10 protein-coding genes are annotated in these 16,839 nt (G+C 69.8%); 8 read left to right on the top strand and 2 right to left on the bottom strand.

From position 1 onward, the window contains the following. Nucleotides 1–123 precede the first annotated feature (123 nt). Nucleotides 124–1,041 (top strand): hypothetical protein, encoded by a 918-nt coding sequence (locus WMF34_RS25725; RefSeq protein ID WP_012237625.1) that lies wholly within the window; start codon nt 124–126, stop codon nt 1,039–1,041. A 491-nt stretch (nt 1,042–1,532) separates the two neighbouring features. Here WMF34_RS25725 and WMF34_RS25720 read toward each other — a convergent pair whose 3' ends face one another. Continuing rightward, nucleotides 1,533–2,225, bottom strand: coding sequence for a hypothetical protein (locus WMF34_RS25720; protein ID WP_012237624.1), 693 nt, complete (start codon nt 2,223–2,225; stop codon nt 1,533–1,535). A gap of 90 nt (nt 2,226–2,315) precedes the next feature. Further along, nucleotides 2,316–3,608, bottom strand: a complete 1,293-nt coding sequence (locus tag WMF34_RS25715; RefSeq protein WP_437989437.1) for a type VI secretion system-associated FHA domain protein — start codon at nt 3,606–3,608, stop codon at nt 2,316–2,318. A 220-nt stretch (nt 3,609–3,828) separates the two neighbouring features. Here WMF34_RS25715 and WMF34_RS25710 point away from each other — a divergent pair, with 220 nt between their 5' ends. The 7 genes from WMF34_RS25710 to tagF all read left to right on the top strand — a co-directional run bounded on the left by WMF34_RS25710 (nt 3,829) and on the right by tagF (nt 16,679). Then, entirely contained in the window at nt 3,829–5,700 is a 1,872-nt protein-coding gene (locus WMF34_RS25710; RefSeq protein WP_437989436.1) for a transglycosylase SLT domain-containing protein, read from the top strand. 36 nt (nt 5,701–5,736) lie between these two features. After that, the gene (gene tssH / locus WMF34_RS25705; RefSeq protein WP_437989435.1) at nt 5,737–8,442 is read left to right on the top strand and encodes a type VI secretion system ATPase TssH; all 2,706 of its coding nucleotides are present in this window, start codon (nt 5,737–5,739) and stop codon (nt 8,440–8,442) included. Nucleotides 8,443–8,578: 136 nt separating this feature from the next. Continuing rightward, nucleotides 8,579–9,337 carry a type VI secretion system lipoprotein TssJ gene (gene tssJ, locus WMF34_RS25700; RefSeq protein ID WP_437707633.1) on the top strand — a complete coding sequence of 253 codons (759 nt, stop codon included), beginning with the start codon at nt 8,579–8,581 and terminating at the stop codon, nt 9,335–9,337. Nucleotides 9,338–9,518: 181 nt separating this feature from the next. Then, on the top strand, nt 9,519–10,880 hold the full coding sequence (gene tssK / locus WMF34_RS25695; protein WP_012237619.1) for a type VI secretion system baseplate subunit TssK: 1,362 nt from the start codon (nt 9,519–9,521) through the stop codon (nt 10,878–10,880). Between the two features lie 34 nt (nt 10,881–10,914). Continuing rightward, complete coding sequence (locus WMF34_RS25690; RefSeq protein ID WP_012237618.1) at nt 10,915–11,592, top strand: DotU family type IV/VI secretion system protein; 678 nt, start codon at nt 10,915–10,917, stop codon at nt 11,590–11,592. A 41-nt stretch (nt 11,593–11,633) separates the two neighbouring features. Then, nucleotides 11,634–15,350, top strand: a complete 3,717-nt coding sequence (tssM, locus tag WMF34_RS25685) for a type VI secretion system membrane subunit TssM (RefSeq protein ID WP_012237617.1) — start codon at nt 11,634–11,636, stop codon at nt 15,348–15,350. Nucleotides 15,351–15,704: 354 nt separating this feature from the next. Further along, on the top strand, nt 15,705–16,679 hold the full coding sequence (tagF, locus tag WMF34_RS25680) for a type VI secretion system-associated protein TagF (RefSeq protein WP_012237616.1): 975 nt from the start codon (nt 15,705–15,707) through the stop codon (nt 16,677–16,679). Nucleotides 16,680–16,839: the final 160 nt, after the last annotated feature.

Raw genomic sequence — 16,839 nt, 5'->3', positions numbered from 1 at the left:
CCGACCCGGAGAGAACGAGGCGGGCTGGCCGGCCAGAGCCGTTGGCCGGCCAGAGCCGTTGGCCGGCCAGGGCGTTGGGTCGCGAACTCGCCTTGGCGACGCCTTGCGTGATACGAAGAGCGCGTGAGCATCGTTCGCTTCGGCTCCGTCGTCGGCCTGGGGCTCGCCGCCGCCCTCGCGGGCTGCGGATCGTACCCAGAGCAGCCACACGGCGAGCTCCAGACACGCAAGCAGAATCCGATCCCGGTGTGCACGACCCAGCTGCCGCCTGCGAAGCGCGGGGCGGGCGGCAAGGCGGCCGTCCGCACCCTCGACCCAGACCAGTGGCTGAGCGTCGTCGTTCCCGGCTACAGCGAGGAACGCGGGATCGGGCCGACCGACGTCGATTGTACCGGCCACTACGTGTTCGCCAACGAGACCCTGCGCGGCGGCATCTCCAAGTCCGGCTGGCCGCGCAAGATCGACCCCGACGAGGTCGAGATCCGCTCCGGGCCGGAGGGGCTTCGCGCCGTGTGGGTGCGCGTCCTCAAGTTCGAGAACGGCGACGAGGGCGGCCTCGTCGCGCTCGTGCGAGCGGCCGGCGATCGCGCGGACGTCTACGGGGTCGGCAGCTTCCGCGCGCCCGCGAAGGGGACCAAGCTGTCCCCGGTGCGCCTCGGCAACGACAACCTCGTCGTGGCCGAGACGAAGGACTGCCCTGATCCCGACGACTGCCGACAACGAGCGCACTTCTACCTTGCGCGAAGGGGACGGCTGATCGAGGCGGCGTCCGTCGACCTGGAGCGCACGGCGGTGGTGCCCTCCGTCACCGAGCGCGGGCTCTACGCCCGCTACGTGCTGCGCACCGACGTCTCCTACAAGCCGAACGGCATTCAGCTGCTCGAGCAGGTGCGGGTGAAGATCGTGAAGCACGACGACGGCAACCGCGACAGCGACCGCGAGCTCCGCCGCGTGGAGTTCCAGCGATTCCTCCGGGTGGAGCGGGATACGCTCTTCTCGTCGAACGATCCGCTCTGGGAGCGCGTCGTCGGCCAAGACTAGAGCGGCGGTCACCCGCTTCGGATACGGGCCCATCTCGACGTTTTCGGTGCTCAGCGCACTGGAGTGCGCTTGCGCGCCGAAAACGCCGATCTGGGCCCGTCTCCTGTGCGGGTGACCGCCGCTCTGCGACGCTTGCGGGTGACCGCCGCTCTGCGACGCTTGCGGGTGACCGCCGCTCTGCGACGCTTGCGGGTGACCGCCGCTCTGCGACGCTTGCGGGTGACCGCCGCTCTGCGACGCTTGCGGGTGACCGCCGCTCTGCGACGCTTGCGGGTGACCGCCGCTCTGCGACGCTTGCGGGTGACCGCCGCTCTGCGACGCTTGCGGGTGACCGGCGCTCTGCGACGCTTGCGGGTGACCGGCGCTCTGCGACGCTCGTGCCAGGGGCGGGCGGAAACTGCTGTAGAAGGGCGGCCGAGGCCAGGGGGCGCGGGGGACGGGCGGCCCCCTGGCTGCTCCAGCGAGCGGAGGGATGGCTGGGGGAGAGGCGGCTACCAGCAGAACAGCGCGTTGCCGTAGCCGCAGTTCGGGCGCTGGAGCATCGCGTAGGCGGTGCCGACGGCGAGGCCGCTCAGGAAGCCGGTGACGCCGCCGATCGCGATCTGACCGGCGTTCTCGTGCGGCCGCGTGTCGCCGGGGGCGACGCCGCGGGCGATGGTGGTGACGACCGAGGCGGTGAGGGGGAAGGCCACATTGCCGATGAAAGCGCCGGCGTTGAAGCGGCCAGACGAGTAGCGGAACGTGTCGACCACGAAGATGCCCGTGCCCGCGCCCGTCGCGCCCCAGGAGGCGAACGCGTGCGTCGACGGGCCGCCGAACGACTCGCAGCCCGAGTCGGACACCGCCGCCTTCGTCTCGTCGATCGAGCAGCCAGGGCGCGTCGACTCGAGCGCGCTCTTGATCGGCAGGTCCACGAGCAGCGTCAGCGCGGTCATCGTCATGGCGGGCGCCATGACCGAGAAATGCCAGCGCCCCTTCCAGCCGACCGTGGCCTCGGGATCGCTGTAGTAGACACGCGGCATCAGGAAAACGACGGAGCTTCCCAGCACGAGGCTCACGTCCGAGACCGTGGCCCAGTTCTTATCGCGTTCGACCGTCGTCTGCGCGGCCGCCTCGCGCGGGGCGAGGAGGCACGCGGCGACGGCCAGACAACCTGCTGCTACGACTTTCTCCCTGATTCGCATGAACGGCGCCTCGCGTTCGGCCGCGCCTCCGGCGAAGATCGGCGAGCCCAAGGCGCGGCTCGCCGCGCGAAGCCCCGCCGTGTTGGGGCGCTAGCGTTTGTTCGGATTCCCAGAGCCGGGGAAGCGGACGATGCTCCGGCCTCCCGACTCGCCGGACGACCCATAGTCCTCCGCGGCGGTCGCAGCGTACGCCCGAGAGAACTGCTCGCCAAATATTTCCCGAAACGTCTCCTTGTCCTCCCCCGAATAGTCGCCGTGGCGGCGCTCGTAGAGCTTCCAGAGCTCCTCGTACTTGTTCGAGAACAGCCCGCCTTTCTTGCCCACGCGCTCGAGCTTCTCCTCGAGCGTCTTCGGGGAGAGCTTCACGAGCAGCGACCTCACGCCCCCCATCACGCCGTTCAGGAGCGCGAGCTGGTGGCTCATGACATCCACGAAGATCTCGTGGAGGTGGCGCGCGGCGTCCGGGCCCCCGACCGGCGTGAGCAGCACCGTGCCGAGCTCCTTCGCGTCCTTCGCGTTCGAGACCTTGTCCGTCTCCGCGGAGAGATCGCGATCCAGTACCTCGGCCTCGAACTCCTGATAGCCGTCGCGCAAGCTCACGAAGCACTTCAGGAAGACCTCCATCGTGTCGCGGAGCCGCCGCGCGAAATTGACGATGCCCGCGACGTCGTCCGGGGGCTTCGTGCCGGGCGCGAGGGCGCCCGCCAGCTCGGAGAGCGCGGCGAACGCCGCGTTCGCGGGGGCCAGCTCGCCGAGCGTGCGGTAGTCCACGCCGTAGTACTGGGAGATCTTCTGAAAGTCCCGCTCCGCGAGCACGCTCGGGTGCTCCTCGCCGAGCCGGCGCAAGTAGCTCTGGCGCGCGTCGGGCGGGAGGCGCGCGAGGTGATCCCAGATCATCCGGTAGACCGCGGCCCACGCGGTCCGGTACGCCTCCAGGTACGGGACCACCTGACGCAGGTAGGGGTCTTCACCGCCGGGAGCGGCGCGCTTCTGCGGGCTGATCAGCGCGGAGAGGTTGTCTCCGCCCGTGCCGAGCAGCGTGCCGTCGTTCGGGCTCTCGGACTTCAGCGGCGCCTCGATGATCGCGAGCCGGATCTGGATCGGGCCGATCGTGATCTCCGGCTGGCCGGTCACGTCCACCGAGGTGTCGCGCGCCAGCCGGTGCCCCGCGAACATCGTCCCGTTGGTGGAGCCGAGGTCGCGCACGAAGATCCGGCGATCGCGGACGTCCACCGCCGCATGGAACTGGGAGATGTAGGGCCGGTCGATGTGAAGGTCGTTCAGCTGATTCCTGCCGATCCGGACAGGGAAGCGCTCGAACGAAACGTCGAAGCTTTGGTTGGCCTGGGTGTCGGACACGCGGGCCGAGAGCGCCGCCGGCATGGAGGCAGACTAGCAGACCCGCTCCGCCGGACGGGAGTGCCTGACGTCCATCCGCACCATGCGGCCCGCCAGTCTGCGTGCAGCCCACCCAGAGGCCACGCCGAGGCCCGAAAGGGCGCGGAGGCCTGCCCCCCTCAGCGGCGCGCCACGCCCGGCTCGCCCGGGCCGGCCGGTTTGTTGACCGGTTTGCCTACATGGTGCGACGTTGGATCACACACCAATGAGCCTCGTCCACAAGATCCCTCCCCTGGTCTCGGCCCTGGCGTTTGGCTACGGGGTCGGGATGGCGGCGCCCCAGTCGGCGATCACGTCGGTCCAGTCGGCGGTATCGACCTACCAGCTGGGGGCAGCGCGGGCCACGGCGACGGTCGGGGCGCTCGCCGCGGCGCCGCCGCCGTACGTGGCGCCGGCGCGCGGGCTCGACGGCCCGGCAGCGCCGCCGGGGGGCGAGTCGCGGGAGCTGTGGCGGCTGCGCGAGGCGGCGGGGCGTGACGCGCGGGAGGGCGCCGCGTGCGAGCTCGATCGGCCGAGCTTCTCGCGGCCGCCGCGCGCGTTCTCGGCCGAAGGCAGCTACGCCGACGACGTGGACGACCTCGACTCGGCCGGCGCCGAGGCGCTCTCGAAGCTGCAGCTGCCGGACCTCCGGCTCGCCGTGTCGCGCCGCACCCTGAAGTACGTCCGATTCTTCACGCGCACCGACCGCGGGCGGCAGATGTTCGAGACGTGGCTGAAGCGGAGCGGGCGCTACCAGGAGATGATCCAGGCCGAGCTCAGGGAACGACGGCTCCCGGAGGATCTCATCTGGGTGGCCATGATCGAGAGCGGCTTCGATCCGCGGGCGAAATCGCCGGTCGGCGCCGTGGGGCTCTGGCAGTTCATGCCCGCCACCGGCGCGGTCTACGGGCTCCAGCAGACGCGGCACCTCGACCAGCGGAAGAACCCGCGCCTCGCCACGCAGGCGGCGGCTCACCACCTGCGCGATCTCTACCTGCGCTTCGGCAGCTGGGACCTCGCGCTCGCGGCCTACAACATGGGCTACGAGCAGCTGCTCGACCGCATCGATCGCTACGGGACGTCCGACTTCAACGAGCTGGCGCGCCAGGAGGCGATCCCCTCGGAGACGGCCGCGTACGTGCCGAAGATCGGGGCGGCGGCGATCGTGGCGAACAACCTGGAGCGGTTCGGGTTCGATGAGGTCGCGGTGAGCCGGCCGATCGACGCCGCCGAGATCGCGGTGGCCCCGGGGACGCCGCTCAAGACGCTGGCGAAGGCCGCCGGCATCGGGACCTCGACGCTGCGGAAGCTGAACCCCGACATCCTGGGGGACCGCGTGCCGCCCGGACGGGGAGACTACCTCGTGATGCTCCCGCCGGACACGCTCGCTCGAGCGCAGGCCGCCCTGCCCGCGATGCTCTCCACGGAGCTGAACTCCACGGACGACGCGTCGATCCTCGATCCGGTCGATCTGCTCGGCGGTCGCGACTTCGCGCCGCGGAGGGGGAGCCGGGACGACGAGAGCCTGCTCTCGCTGCTCCCGAAGCCCGCGCGGAAGAAGGCGGCCGAGACCGACGTGGACGACGACCGGTCTGCGCTCGGCAAGCGGCGCTCGATGCGCGATCCCGTGGCCACGTCCTCGCTCGACGACGGCGCGGAGGGCTCGTCCGACGACGACGCTGTCGACGTCTCGCGCGCCCCGCTGCGGGCGCGCGCCGCGCGCGGGCAGCCGCGATCCGCGCGCGAGGTGATGCTCTACCGCGTCGCGCCCGGCGATACGCTGATCGGCGTGGCGCGGCAGTTCGTCATAGACGTCGAGGACGTCGCGCGCGATAACCGTATTGAGCCGGACCAAAAGCTCCGCGTCGGCGCCCTGCTCAAGCTGCGGATACGGCCCGACATGGTGGACCGCGTCGCGGCCAGCGAGCCGCTCGCCGCGCAGGAAAAAGACGCCAGCGCCCACGACGCCGCGCCGGCGCCGCGCGGCGACGCGACCCGCGGGGGCGCCAAGCCGGCCGCGCGGGAGCGCGGAGCGGCGGGCGGGGCCGAGGGCGGCGCCCCGGAGGCCGCGGAGAAGAAGCGCAAGGGGCGAGGCTGACGAGGCGCTTTCGGACGAGGGCGCGCCTCGGCTAGCATGCCGCGCATGCAGCTCGTCGACACCAAAGCCATCGTCAAGCGACTCACCAAGAACTGCACCTCTGCCCTCGAGGCGGCGATTGGCCAGTGTGTCAACGCGCGCCACTACGAGGTCACGCTCGAGCACCTGCTCCTCGCGCTGCTCGACGACGCGAACTCCGACATCGCGTTTCTCGTATCCCACTATGATCTCGACCCGTCGCACCTCCGCGCCGCGCTCCAGCGCAGCCTGGAAGAGCTGAGGAAGGGCAACGCCGGGAGGCCCGTGCTCTCGCCGACGATGCTCGAGTGGATGCAGGACGCCTATCTCGTCGGATCCATGGAGTACGGCTACCAGCGGGTCCGGAGCGGCGTGCTCTTCCAGCGCCTCGTCCAGCAGCCGACCCGGTACTCGGTGAGCAGCATCGGCGCGTATCTCGAGGGCATCTCGAAAGACGATCTCAAGAACAACCTCCCCAAGATCGTCTCCGGCTCCAAGGAGGAGGCGGAGGCCGCCGCGGCCGCGGCGGGCGCAGGAGCGCCCGGGGCCGGGAAGCTGCCGGCCGGGATGGCGAGCGCCGGGCCCGATTCGGCGCTGGCGAAGTTCTGCGTCGACTACACGGGGAAGGCGCGCGCGGGGCAGATCGATCCGATCTTCGGCCGCGAGCGGGAGATCCGGCAGGTCATCGATATCCTCGCGCGGCGGCGCAAGAACAACCCGATCATCGTCGGCGACGCGGGCGTCGGGAAGACGGCGCTCGTCGAGGGGCTCGCGCTGCTCATCGTCGAGAGCACGCCGGAGAACCCGAAGGTGCCGCCGCTCCTGCAGGGCGTCGACATCCTCGGGCTCGACATGGGGCTGCTCCAGGCAGGGGCCGGCGTGAAGGGCGAGTTCGAGAACCGGATGAAGCAGGTGATCGCCGAGGTGAAGGGGTCGTCGAAGCCGATCATCCTCTTCATCGACGAGGCGCACACGCTCATCGGCGCGGGCGGCCAGCAAGGCGGCGGCGACGCGGCCAACCTGCTCAAGCCGGCGCTCGCCCGCGGCGAGCTCCGGACGATCGCGGCCACGACGTGGAGCGAGTACAAGAAATACTTCGAGAAGGACGCGGCCCTGGAGCGGCGCTTCCAGCCGGTGAAGGTCGACGAGCCGAGCGAGCCGGCGGCCGTCGTCATGCTCCGGGGGCTCCGGCCGAAGTTCGAGGCGGCCCACAACGTCATCATCCAGGATGAGGCGGTGACCGCGGCCGTGCGGCTGTCGGCGCGCTACCTGACCGGCAGGCAGCTGCCGGACAAGGCGGTCGATCTGCTCGACACCTGCGCGGCCCGCGTGAAGGTCGCGCTGCAGCAGCGCCCCTCCGCGGTCGAGGACGCCGAGATCCTCATCGTGAACACCGAGACCGAGCTCAAGGCGCTCGAGCGGGATCGCGACAGGGGCGTGCACATCGATGAAGAGCGGGTCAGCGCGCTGAAGGACAGGCTCGCGAAGGCGAAGACCGAGCTCGAGACGGTGCGCGCCGCGTACGCGAAGGAGACGGCGGGCACGCAGCGGGTCATCGATGCCCGCAAGAAGATGGACGAGGCCAAGACGAGCGAGGAGCGCGACGCCGCGCGCCGTGAGGTGGTCAAGGCCCTCGACGAGCTCAAGCAGAGCCAGGGCGAGGTGCCGCTGGTCCGGCCGGACGTCGACGAGGCCATGGTCGCGAGCGTGGTCGCGGCGTGGACGGGCATCCCCGTCGGCAAGATGGTCCAGGACGACGTGAAGGCGCTCCTCGAGATGGAGGACCGGCTGACCCGGCGGATCAAGGGGCAGACGCACGGTATCGTGACGATCTCGAAGGAGCTCCGGAGCGCGCGCGCGGGCCTGAAGCCGCTGAGCACGCCGCAGGGCGTGTTCCTGCTCGTGGGGCCCAGCGGCGTCGGCAAGACGGAGACCGCGCTCGGGATCGCCGACCTCATGTTCGGCGGAGAGCGGATGATGACGGTCATCAACATGTCCGAGTTCCAGGAGAAGCACACCGTCTCCCGGCTCATCGGCTCGCCCCCCGGCTACGTCGGCTACGGCGAGGGCGGCATGCTCACCGAGGCCGTGCGCCAGCGGCCCTACACGGTGGTGCTCCTCGACGAGGTCGAGAAGGCCGACCCCGACGTGATGAACCTGTTCTACCAGGTGTTCGACAAGGGCATGCTGAGCGACGGCGAGGGGCGGCTCGTCGACTTCAAGAACACGGTCATCATCCTGACGAGCAACCTCGCGACCGACAAGATCACGAACATGACGGTCGCGGCGCGGGAGGAAGACCCGTCGCGCCGCCTCGACGCGGACGGCGAGTTCATCAAGGAGATCGTCGAGTCGATCAAGCCGACGCTCTCCGCGCACTTCAAGCCGGCGCTGCTCGCGCGCATGACGACGGTGCCGTACCTGCCGATCTCGCCCGACGCGCTCGGCGAGATCACGCGGCTCAAGCTCGACGCGCTCGTCGACCGCCTGCGCAAGAGCCAGCGGATCGAGGCGTCGTACTCGGACGCGCTCGTCGAGACGATCGCGGCGCGCTGCACCGAGGTCGACACGGGGGCGCGCAACATCGACCATATCCTCCGGGCGTCGCTCCTGCCGCTGCTCTCGGTCGCCGTCCTCGAGAAGATGGCGGAGGGGCCGCTCCCGAAGCGGCTCCAGATCGGGGTCGACGCCGAGAAGAACTTCACGATCTCGTTCTCGGACTGAAACGGACTGAAACGGACTGAAACGGACTGCAACGGACCGATCGACGCCGCCCGCACACCGAAAGTTGTACTGGCCGCGAGACTCCGCATAAATTGGGCGGAGCATGGTCCCGTTCGCCAAGCTCCTACAGCGTTCGATGTGGATCGGGGAGCCCCGTTCGCCCTCCCCCGCAGGGGAGGGCTCGGCGCGCCAGCCGGGGCCTCGACGTCGGCCGGCGTCGCTCCTCCGCGGGGCGGCCCCGGCGAAGGTCGCGGCGGCCATCGCCGCGGCGACCTTCGCCGCCTTCCTCGGCGCCGCGCTGCCCGCCGCGCTCTCGGGCTGCACGTCCGCCGCGCCGCCGCCCGCGGCCCCCGAGCCGTGCGACGTCCAGATCGTGACGCTCTCGATCTACGCGTCCGACAACATCAACCCCAACGAGAACGGGAACCCCCGGCCCGTGGTCGTGCGGCTCTACCAGCTGAAGAGCAGCGCGCGCATGGAGAACGCGACATACGACCAGATCCTCCTCAAGGACAAGGAGACGCTCGAGGACGACCTCGCCAAGGTCGACGAGGTCGAGGTCTTCCCGAACGACCTCGTCGAGGTGAAGTTCGAGCGCCTGCCCGACGCGAGCCACCTCGTCGGCGCCGCCCTGTTCCACAGCCCGAAGGGCAACAGCTGGAAGACCTTCTACGAGTTCCCGCTCCCGCCCGGAGAGGCGCAGTGCGGCGGCCGCGAGGCCGACGCAGGTCCGCCCGTGGCCGATCCGCGGGTCGCGTTCTTCATCGACTCGACCAAGATCGACAACGGGGTCGAGTTCGACGAGTCGATGTTCCCCAACGCGAGCGCCGTTCGCCGGCTCAGCCTGCCGAAGAAGGTGGCCGCGCCGGAGGCGCCCGCTCGCCCGGGGAAGTGATCGCCGTGGCGCGCGCAGGTCGTCCTCCCAGCGGCAGTCCGCGCGGCGTGCGCGACGTGACCGCGCGGCCGTCGGCGACGACGAGCGGCCCGATGCGCGCGGCGCAGCGTCGGCGCGCCCCGCGCCTGACCCGCTTTCGCGACGCCGCGCACGGCACATCTGATAAGACTGGACGGGCGACATGATTCACCCGCGCAAGCCGGTCTGGACCGAGGGGCTCTTCATGACCCCTCAGCACCTGCAGCAAACGGACGCCTACCACGAGACGCTGCTCCACGCGCGCCTCCATGCCGTCGTGGGCTACGACTGGGGCATCACGTCGGCCCAGTTCGATGAGCGCGCGCTCTCCGCCGGGCAGTTCAAGGTCGTCAAATGCCACGGCGTCTTCCCCGACGGCACGCCGTTCTTCATCGGCGATCGCGGCGAAGACCAGGTCGAGGCGCGCCCGCTCGAGGGCGCCTTCCCGGCCGCGTTGAAGACGCTCGACGTCTTCCTCGGCATCCCGAACCTGCGCGAGACCGCGGCGAACATCAGCCTGGACCCGGCGAAGGCGGGCCCCGCCCAGCGGTTCGTGGCCGCCCAGACGACGGTCCCGGACGTGAACTCCGGCCGCAACGAGCAGTCGGTCACCTGGGCCCGCACCAACCTGCGGCTCCTCTTCGGCACCGAGCCGCGCGACGCGTACCAGACCGTGCGCATCGCGCAGCTCGTCCGCGACAGCTCCGGCGCGATCGCCCTGCGGAAGAGCTTCATCCCGTCGGTCCTCCGCATCAACACGTCGGACCACATCATGTCCGGCCTCCGCCGCGTGCTCTCGGCGCTCGTCGGCAAGCAGAAGTCGCTCGTCGAGGGGCGGCGCATGCGCAACGCGGCGTCGGTCGACTTCCAGGCCTCCGACCTCACCAAGTTCTGGCTGCTCCACACCCTGAACTCGTACATCCCGATCGTGTCGCACCTCGTCGACCACGGCGGCGCGCACCCGGAGCAGTGTTATGTCGTCCTCGGCTCGCTCATCGGAGAGCTCTGCACCTTTGCGGCCACCGACAGCGATCCGACGACGATCCCCAAGTTCAACTACCTCGAGCTCGATGGCGTCCTCGACCCGATGTTCGACCGGGCCTGGAGGCTCATCAACGAGGTTGTCACGGAGCAGTTCGTCATCGTGCCGCTCGAGAAGCGCGAGGACGGCATGTACCTCGGCAGGTTCGAGGACCCGAAGCTGCCCCGCAGCCACGAGATGTTCCTCGAGGCGAAGGGCACGGACGAGGGCACGCTGCGCGAGCGGCTCCCGCGCCTGCTCAAGATCGGCTCGTGGACGCAGATCGGCCACATCCTGCACTCCGCGACGCCCGGCGTGAACGTCGCCATCGAGTACCGGCCGCCGGGCGCCATCCCGGTCAAGCCGGGGCTCGTCTACCTCCGCGTCAACCAGAACGGCGATTACTGGAACGATATCCTCGGCTCTGGCACGATCGCTATCTACCAGCCGATCGAACCGCAAAAGGTCGATCTCCGGCTGATCGCCGTCCCGGCAGGAAAGTGAACGTGTCAGGCCGCCCCTTCCGGGTGAGGAGCCCATGAGCCTCTCGCAGACGATGTACTTTGTGTGCTCCGACGTGCTCTCGCTGATCCTGCAGCTCAGGAACTCGCGCGACCTCCCGGCGCCCGACATCCTCCAGCGGCGCGTCCTCGGCCTGTTCGACACGATGATGCAGAACGGCCGGGAGGCGCGCATCCCCGAGCAGGACATGATCGACGCGAAGTTCGCGCTCGCGGCCTTCGCCGACGAGGTGATCTTCAACTCGAACTGGCCGGGGAGGACGCAGTGGCTCCAGAACCCGCTGCAGTTCCAGTTCTTCCAGCTGAACACGGCCGGCGACGGGTTCTTCACGAACCTCGACAACCTCTACGGCCAGCGCGGGAGGAACCACGTCGCGCAAATCTACTTCCTCTGCTTGGCCCTCGGCTTCCAGGGGAAATATCGTCTGCGCCAGCAGGAGGGCCTCGGCGCCGTCATCGAGGGCGTGGGCAACCACGTCGCTGTCGCCGAGGGCGGCGGTGAGGTCCTCGCGCCGAACGCGGAGCGCAAGGACGGCGGGGCGAACGCGGTTCGCCGCGAGCTGCCCTACCTGGCCATCGCGCTCGGGCTGCTCGTGCTGGCCGTCCTCGTGGTCATCGTGCTCCGGCTCGTCGTGGCCTCGGACGCGGAGGGCGTGGCCGACCAGATCAAGAAGCTGATCAGCACGGGGACCTAGGCGACTCCGCCGTCCTCTGCTGTTCCCGAGGGAGACTTCCGATGTGGCTGTGGATCCTGAGCGCCCTGTTCCTCACCGCCGTGTGGGGAGTGTGGTTCATGCTGCGCCCGGCGGCAGGGGAGGGGGCCGAGGCGTTCCCGATCGAGATCCCGCTCGTGGCGACGGCGGTCGTCCTCGCCGTGCTCGTCGGGCTGGCGGTCTACCGGCGCATCCGCGCGGCGCGCGCCGCGCGGGCGCTCGAGAAGGCGATCGCGCAGCAGGCGCAGGAGCAGGTGATCAACGCGAAGCCGGAGCGGCGCGCGGAGATCCAGGAGCTCAACCGGCAGATGCAGGAGGGCATCGCCGCGCTCAAGGCCTCGAAGCTCGGCGGGGGCAAGCGGGGCGCCGACGCGCTCTACGTCCTCCCCTGGTACGTGATGGTCGGCCCGCCCGGGGCAGGCAAGACCACCGCCCTCCGGCACTCCGGGCTCGTGTTCCCGTACATCGACCCCGAGCGCACCGGCGTGCGCGGCGTCGGCGGCACCAGGAACTGCGAGTGGTGGTTCACGAACGAGGCGATCCTCCTCGACACAGCCGGCCGGTACACGACCGAGAGCGACGACCACGACGAGTGGATGGCGTTCCTCGAGACCCTGCTGCAGCACCGCGAGCACAAGCCGCTGAACGGCGTCATCGTCGCGGTGAGCCTGAGCGATCTGCTCGACGCGAGCGACGAGCAGATCGATCAGACCGGCAAGAAGATCCGCGCGCGCATCGACGAGATGCAGCAGACGCTGCACATGGTCCTGCCGGTCTACGTGCTCTTCACGAAGAGCGACCTGGTGGCGGGCTTCACCGAGTACTTCGGCGACCTGAAGAAGAGCGAGCGCGCCCAGGCGTGGGGCGCCACCGTGCGGCTCGACGAGAACAAGGACGAGCCCGGGAAGATCTTCGATCGCGAGTTCGACGTGCTCGTCGAGAAGCTCCACGCGCGCCTGACGAAGCGGCTCATCGGCGAGCGCAACCGCGAGGTGAAGGAGAAGAGCTACCAGTTCCCGCTCGAGTTCGCGGCGGTGAAGCGCAACCTGTCGGACTTCATCGCGGCGGCGTTCGCGCCCAAGGCGGGCGCGGCGCCCACGCCGATCCTGCGCGGGTTCTACTTCACGAGCGGCGTGCAGGAGGGGCGGCCGCTCGATCGCGTGGTCGGGGCGATGGGGCGCGCGTTCGGGCTCCGCGCCGGGCTCGGCGAGGGTGAGGAGGACGCCGCGATCCCGAAGGAGTCGAAGAGCTTCTTCCTGCACGACGTGTTCACCAACGTCGTCTTCCCGGATCAGGACCTCGCCGCGCGCTCCGAGGCGGAGCTCCGGCGGCGGCGGATGCAGCGGATCCTGGTGGCCGCGGCCGCGGCGCTCGTGGCGCTCCTGTTCCTCCTGCCGGCGGTCATCTCGTACTTCAACAACAAGGGGCTCGTCGCCGAGACCCGGCGCATCTCGGACGAGATCGCGTTCGTGGACTGGTCGGGGCGGAGCGGCGCGCCGCCGAACGTGCGCGCGAACATCGACAAGCTCGATCGGCTGCAGGAGCACGTGGGGCGGCTCGACGGTTACGTCGAGAACACGCCGATCGAGTACGGCTGGTTCATGTTCCAGGGGGACAAGCTGTTCCCGCCGACGATGGGCCAGTACATCATGAGCTTGAAGCAGGGCTTCGTCAGCCCTGCGAAGGCGCAGCTCGAGGCGAAGCTCGAGAAGGTGCGCGAGGGGGAGTTCCTGGACGGCTACAACGCCCTGCGGAGCTACCTCCTGCTCGGCAAGGAGTACCAGGGCCACATGGATGAGCAGGCGGCGCGGTGGCAGACCGGGCGGCTCGTCCAGGTCTGGGCCGACACGCTGAAGCCGTTCACCGATCTGCCCGAGAGCGAGCTGAAGGAGCGGCTCACGCCGCACGTCGCGTACTACATCGACCTCGTGCGGCGGAAGAAGCTCGAGGCCGAGGAGCTGAACGAGCCGCTCATCGCCCGGGCGCGCGCCGACCTGCTGCGGGTCGACCCGACGAAGCGCTATTACGATCAATTTGTAACGAGCCTGATCGATCAGAAGTACGACGAGTCGGGGCCGAACACGCCGGAGAACCTGAAGTACCCGCCGGTGTCGCTCAACGAGATGTTCGCGGATCGGCCCGAGGTGCTGACCGTCGTCCACAGCGCGCAGAAGAACCGGGGCGGGACGTGGTTCGAGGTGCAGGGGCCCTACACGGCCAAGGGGCACGCGCAGGTGCTCGAGTCGCTGAAGGAGGGGAGGAAGAAGCTCGAGCGTGAGCTCTGGGTGCTCCCCCTGTCGAGCGACGAGAAGCGGCAGGGCGACCAGATCCAGAAGGAGCTCGACCGCGTCCGGCAGGACTACGACAACGCGTACATCGCGCAGTGGGAGGCGTTCTTCCGCGACATCCAGGTCGACGTCCCGAAGACGAACCGGGACGCGATCCACGAGTTCAGGGTGCTCTCCACGCCCGACTGGCCCTACCGGCGGCTGCTCCAGCGGCTCTCGGACGAGACGCAGTTCGGGAAGGACGAGAAGCCGAGCCTGCTGACGGCGGACGGCGGCCTGCTCGACCGGGCCAAGGACATGATCGCGCAGAAGGTCGACCAGCGGACGGGCGTGCGGATCGACTCGATGCTCACGGGGAACCAGCGCCAGCACTACGATCCGGTGCCTGACAAGTTCGAGTCGATGGCCAGCTTCGGGGTGCCCCAGCCGCCGGCGGGTGAAGGGCAGCCCCCGCCGCCCCCGCCCAAGCTCGGCCAGTACGTGGGCCACCTCGAGCGGCTGGCAGGGGAGATGAGCGTCGTCGAGGACGGGCCGCCGGACGCGGACACTTCGAAGGCCACGGAGGCGTTCCAGGACGCGGTGAAGGAGACGCAGGGGCTGCTGCTCTCGATGGACCAGACCGGGCAGCGGCTGATGGAGCCGCTCCTCATGAACCCCCTCCGGCAGGCGTACAAGGCCGTCGTGCGGCGCGCGGGCGGCGCGGCGAGCGGGATCTGGGAGGTCGAGGTCTGGCCGCACTACCGCGACAAGATCAAGGACCGCTACCCGTTCAACCTCGCGTCGTCACGGGACGCGTCGCTCGAGGACGCGATGGCCTTCTTCAAGCCGAAGGACGGGGTGCTCTGGGGCTTCTACGAGACGTACCTCAAGGGCTTCCACTACCAGGTCGGGCACGAGTTCTTCCCGAAGGCGCACCTCTCGGGGCAGCCGCAGGCGGCGAAGCCGTTCACGCCGTTCAGCGCGAACCTGTACAACTGCCTGAGGCGCTCGAACGAGATCTCCGACGCGCTCTTCGGGAGCAGCGGCGGGGCGGAGCCGAAGGTCGTCTTCCACATCAACATGAAGACGGTCAGCCCGATCGTGAGCGAGGTGGTCTTCGAGGTCGACGGCCAGAAGAGGCTCTATCGCAACGAGAAAGAGTTCTGGCACACCTTCAACTGGCCGGGCGAAGGCGCGAAGGGGGCGAGGATCCAGGTGCGCGGCGCGGGGGGGCTCGACGAGGAGCTCGTGCGCGAAGGGCCGTGGGGGATCTTCCGGCTCTTCGAGGCCGGGACGACCACCGCCCAGAAGGACAACGACGAGCTGTTCACGGTGACCTGGCAGATGACGGCGCCGCCCGTGACCGTGACCATGGAGATCAGGCCGACCCGCGGGAACCACCCGTTCCCGACGAGCTTCTTCCGGGCGACCAACTGCCCTGCCAGCATCGGCGATCGCTTCGGTAAAGGGTGACCTGGGCAGCAACGGAGCCAGCGGGGGAGGGGGTGTCGTGCGGGGGGCCGGCGGGGGGCCCTCCCGCGAACTCGCGCCTTTTGGGGGGCTGTTGCCGTGAGAACGGGGGAGCCGAGACCGGGCGCGAGCCGCTCCGTTGCGGGCCGGCGCTCGGGTTCGCGGGGCCCTCCCCCGCCGGCCCCCCGCACGACACCCCCTCCCCCGCTGGCTCTTTGTGAAAAGGGGGGGAGAGGGGTAGGCGGCGCGGATCACGGTCGGGGTGACGGAGCGCGCGGCCCCCTCCCCGCACGCTCCCGCCGCAACCGGGAAGGTGGTAGCGCTCGGTGAGCAGTTCGTGGTTCACTCCCAGCAGTCATGTTCTGGCGCCGCAAGAAGGGCCCTGCCGCTCCGCCGCAGATCGGCTGCTTCGGCAAGCTGCCCGCCACGGGCGATTTCATCCGGCTGAACGCAGGTGGCGAAGAGCTCGCGGCCTTCGACCGCTGGCTGGGCGCGTCCATCGATTTCGCCCGGCGCGCCATGGGCGCCCATTTCGATGCGCACTACCAGACGGCCCTGGGCCTCTTCGTCTTCCACGGCGAACCGAAAGGCGACGAGCCGCCCACCCGCGGGCTCGTGGGCGCCTGGGCCGCCAGCGGCGATAACGCCGGGCGGCTCTACCCGATGGTGGTGTTCGGGTCCTACGATTACGATCAACTCGTCTCCGCCGGGCCGTCGCTCCCCATCACCCTGTTCCCCCTCCTCGCCGCCGCCCACGACGCCGCGACGAACGGCAGGACCCTGCCCGTCGACGCCTTCCTCCACCGCGTCTCCCAGATCGCGCCGCCGTCGCTCGACGACCCCGAATCGGCGCAGGCCGCCTACCGCGCATGGCTGAAGACCCAGCCGATGAAGGCGCTCTGGGACGCCGGCTTCGGCACCGACGCGAGCCGCTTCTGGGTGCTGCAGAACATCCTCGACTCGGTGATCCCGTTCCGCGGTCAGGAGCTCCCGAGGACAGGGCTCGCCCTCAGGCTGCCGCTCGGCGCAGGAGACGCCTACGCCGCCGCCGTGTGGATGGACATGACCCGCCGCCTGTCGAAATGGGGACGCACGCTGATGAACGCGTTCTGGACACCACAGCGCACCCTGCTCCTCCATCTCGGTACCCCCCACGTGGGCTCGTTCCGCGAGATGATCGCGCCCACCACCCAGGCCGAGCACATCGCCGACCTCTGCGGACCCCCACGCGTCGAGGAGCACGTTTCCCGACATGCGCTCGGACCAGAGCTCGACGCGCTCGTCGCCCGGACCGACCTGTCGCTCGACAGCTTCCTGGAAGCCCTCGGCTGAGCCGATGCCCGGGCCGAAGGCACCCGCTCCACGCTGAGCGCAGCCGCTCCGGTGCGCCGACCGGCTCACCGCCGAAGTCGCCGTGCAGCCGTCGCGCGGTCGTCGTGCGGTCGTCGTTCAGGCGTCGTTCAGTCGTCGTCGGATTCGCCGTCCACACCCG

Origin of the sequence: Sorangium sp. So ce145, assembly GCF_051525985.1 — a bacterium.
GTDB classification, from domain to species: domain Bacteria; phylum Myxococcota_A; class Polyangia; order Polyangiales; family Polyangiaceae; genus Sorangium; species Sorangium cellulosum_B.
The sequence above is the reverse complement of the archived record's forward strand: the minus strand, read 5'-3'. Positions and strand labels throughout refer to the sequence as shown.

Bases quoted from the DNA above. Each gene is read 5' to 3' on its own strand.
- tssK (WP_012237619.1), top strand. From the start codon at position 9,519: ATGATTCACCCGCGCAAGCCGGTCTGGACCGAGGGGCTCTTCATGACC.
- WMF34_RS25720 (WP_012237624.1), bottom strand. From the start codon at position 2,225: ATGCGAATCAGGGAGAAAGTCGTAGCAGCAGGTTGTCTGGCCGTCGCC.
- tssM (WP_012237617.1), top strand. From the start codon at position 11,634: ATGTGGCTGTGGATCCTGAGCGCCCTGTTCCTCACCGCCGTGTGGGGA.
- WMF34_RS25690 (WP_012237618.1), top strand. From the start codon at position 10,915: ATGAGCCTCTCGCAGACGATGTACTTTGTGTGCTCCGACGTGCTCTCG.
- WMF34_RS25710 (WP_437989436.1), top strand. From the start codon at position 3,829: ATGAGCCTCGTCCACAAGATCCCTCCCCTGGTCTCGGCCCTGGCGTTT.
- WMF34_RS25715 (WP_437989437.1), bottom strand. From the start codon at position 3,608: ATGCCGGCGGCGCTCTCGGCCCGCGTGTCCGACACCCAGGCCAACCAA.
- tssH (WP_437989435.1), top strand. From the start codon at position 5,737: ATGCCGCGCATGCAGCTCGTCGACACCAAAGCCATCGTCAAGCGACTC.
- tssJ (WP_437707633.1), top strand. From the start codon at position 8,579: ATGTGGATCGGGGAGCCCCGTTCGCCCTCCCCCGCAGGGGAGGGCTCG.
- tagF (WP_012237616.1), top strand. From the start codon at position 15,705: ATGTTCTGGCGCCGCAAGAAGGGCCCTGCCGCTCCGCCGCAGATCGGC.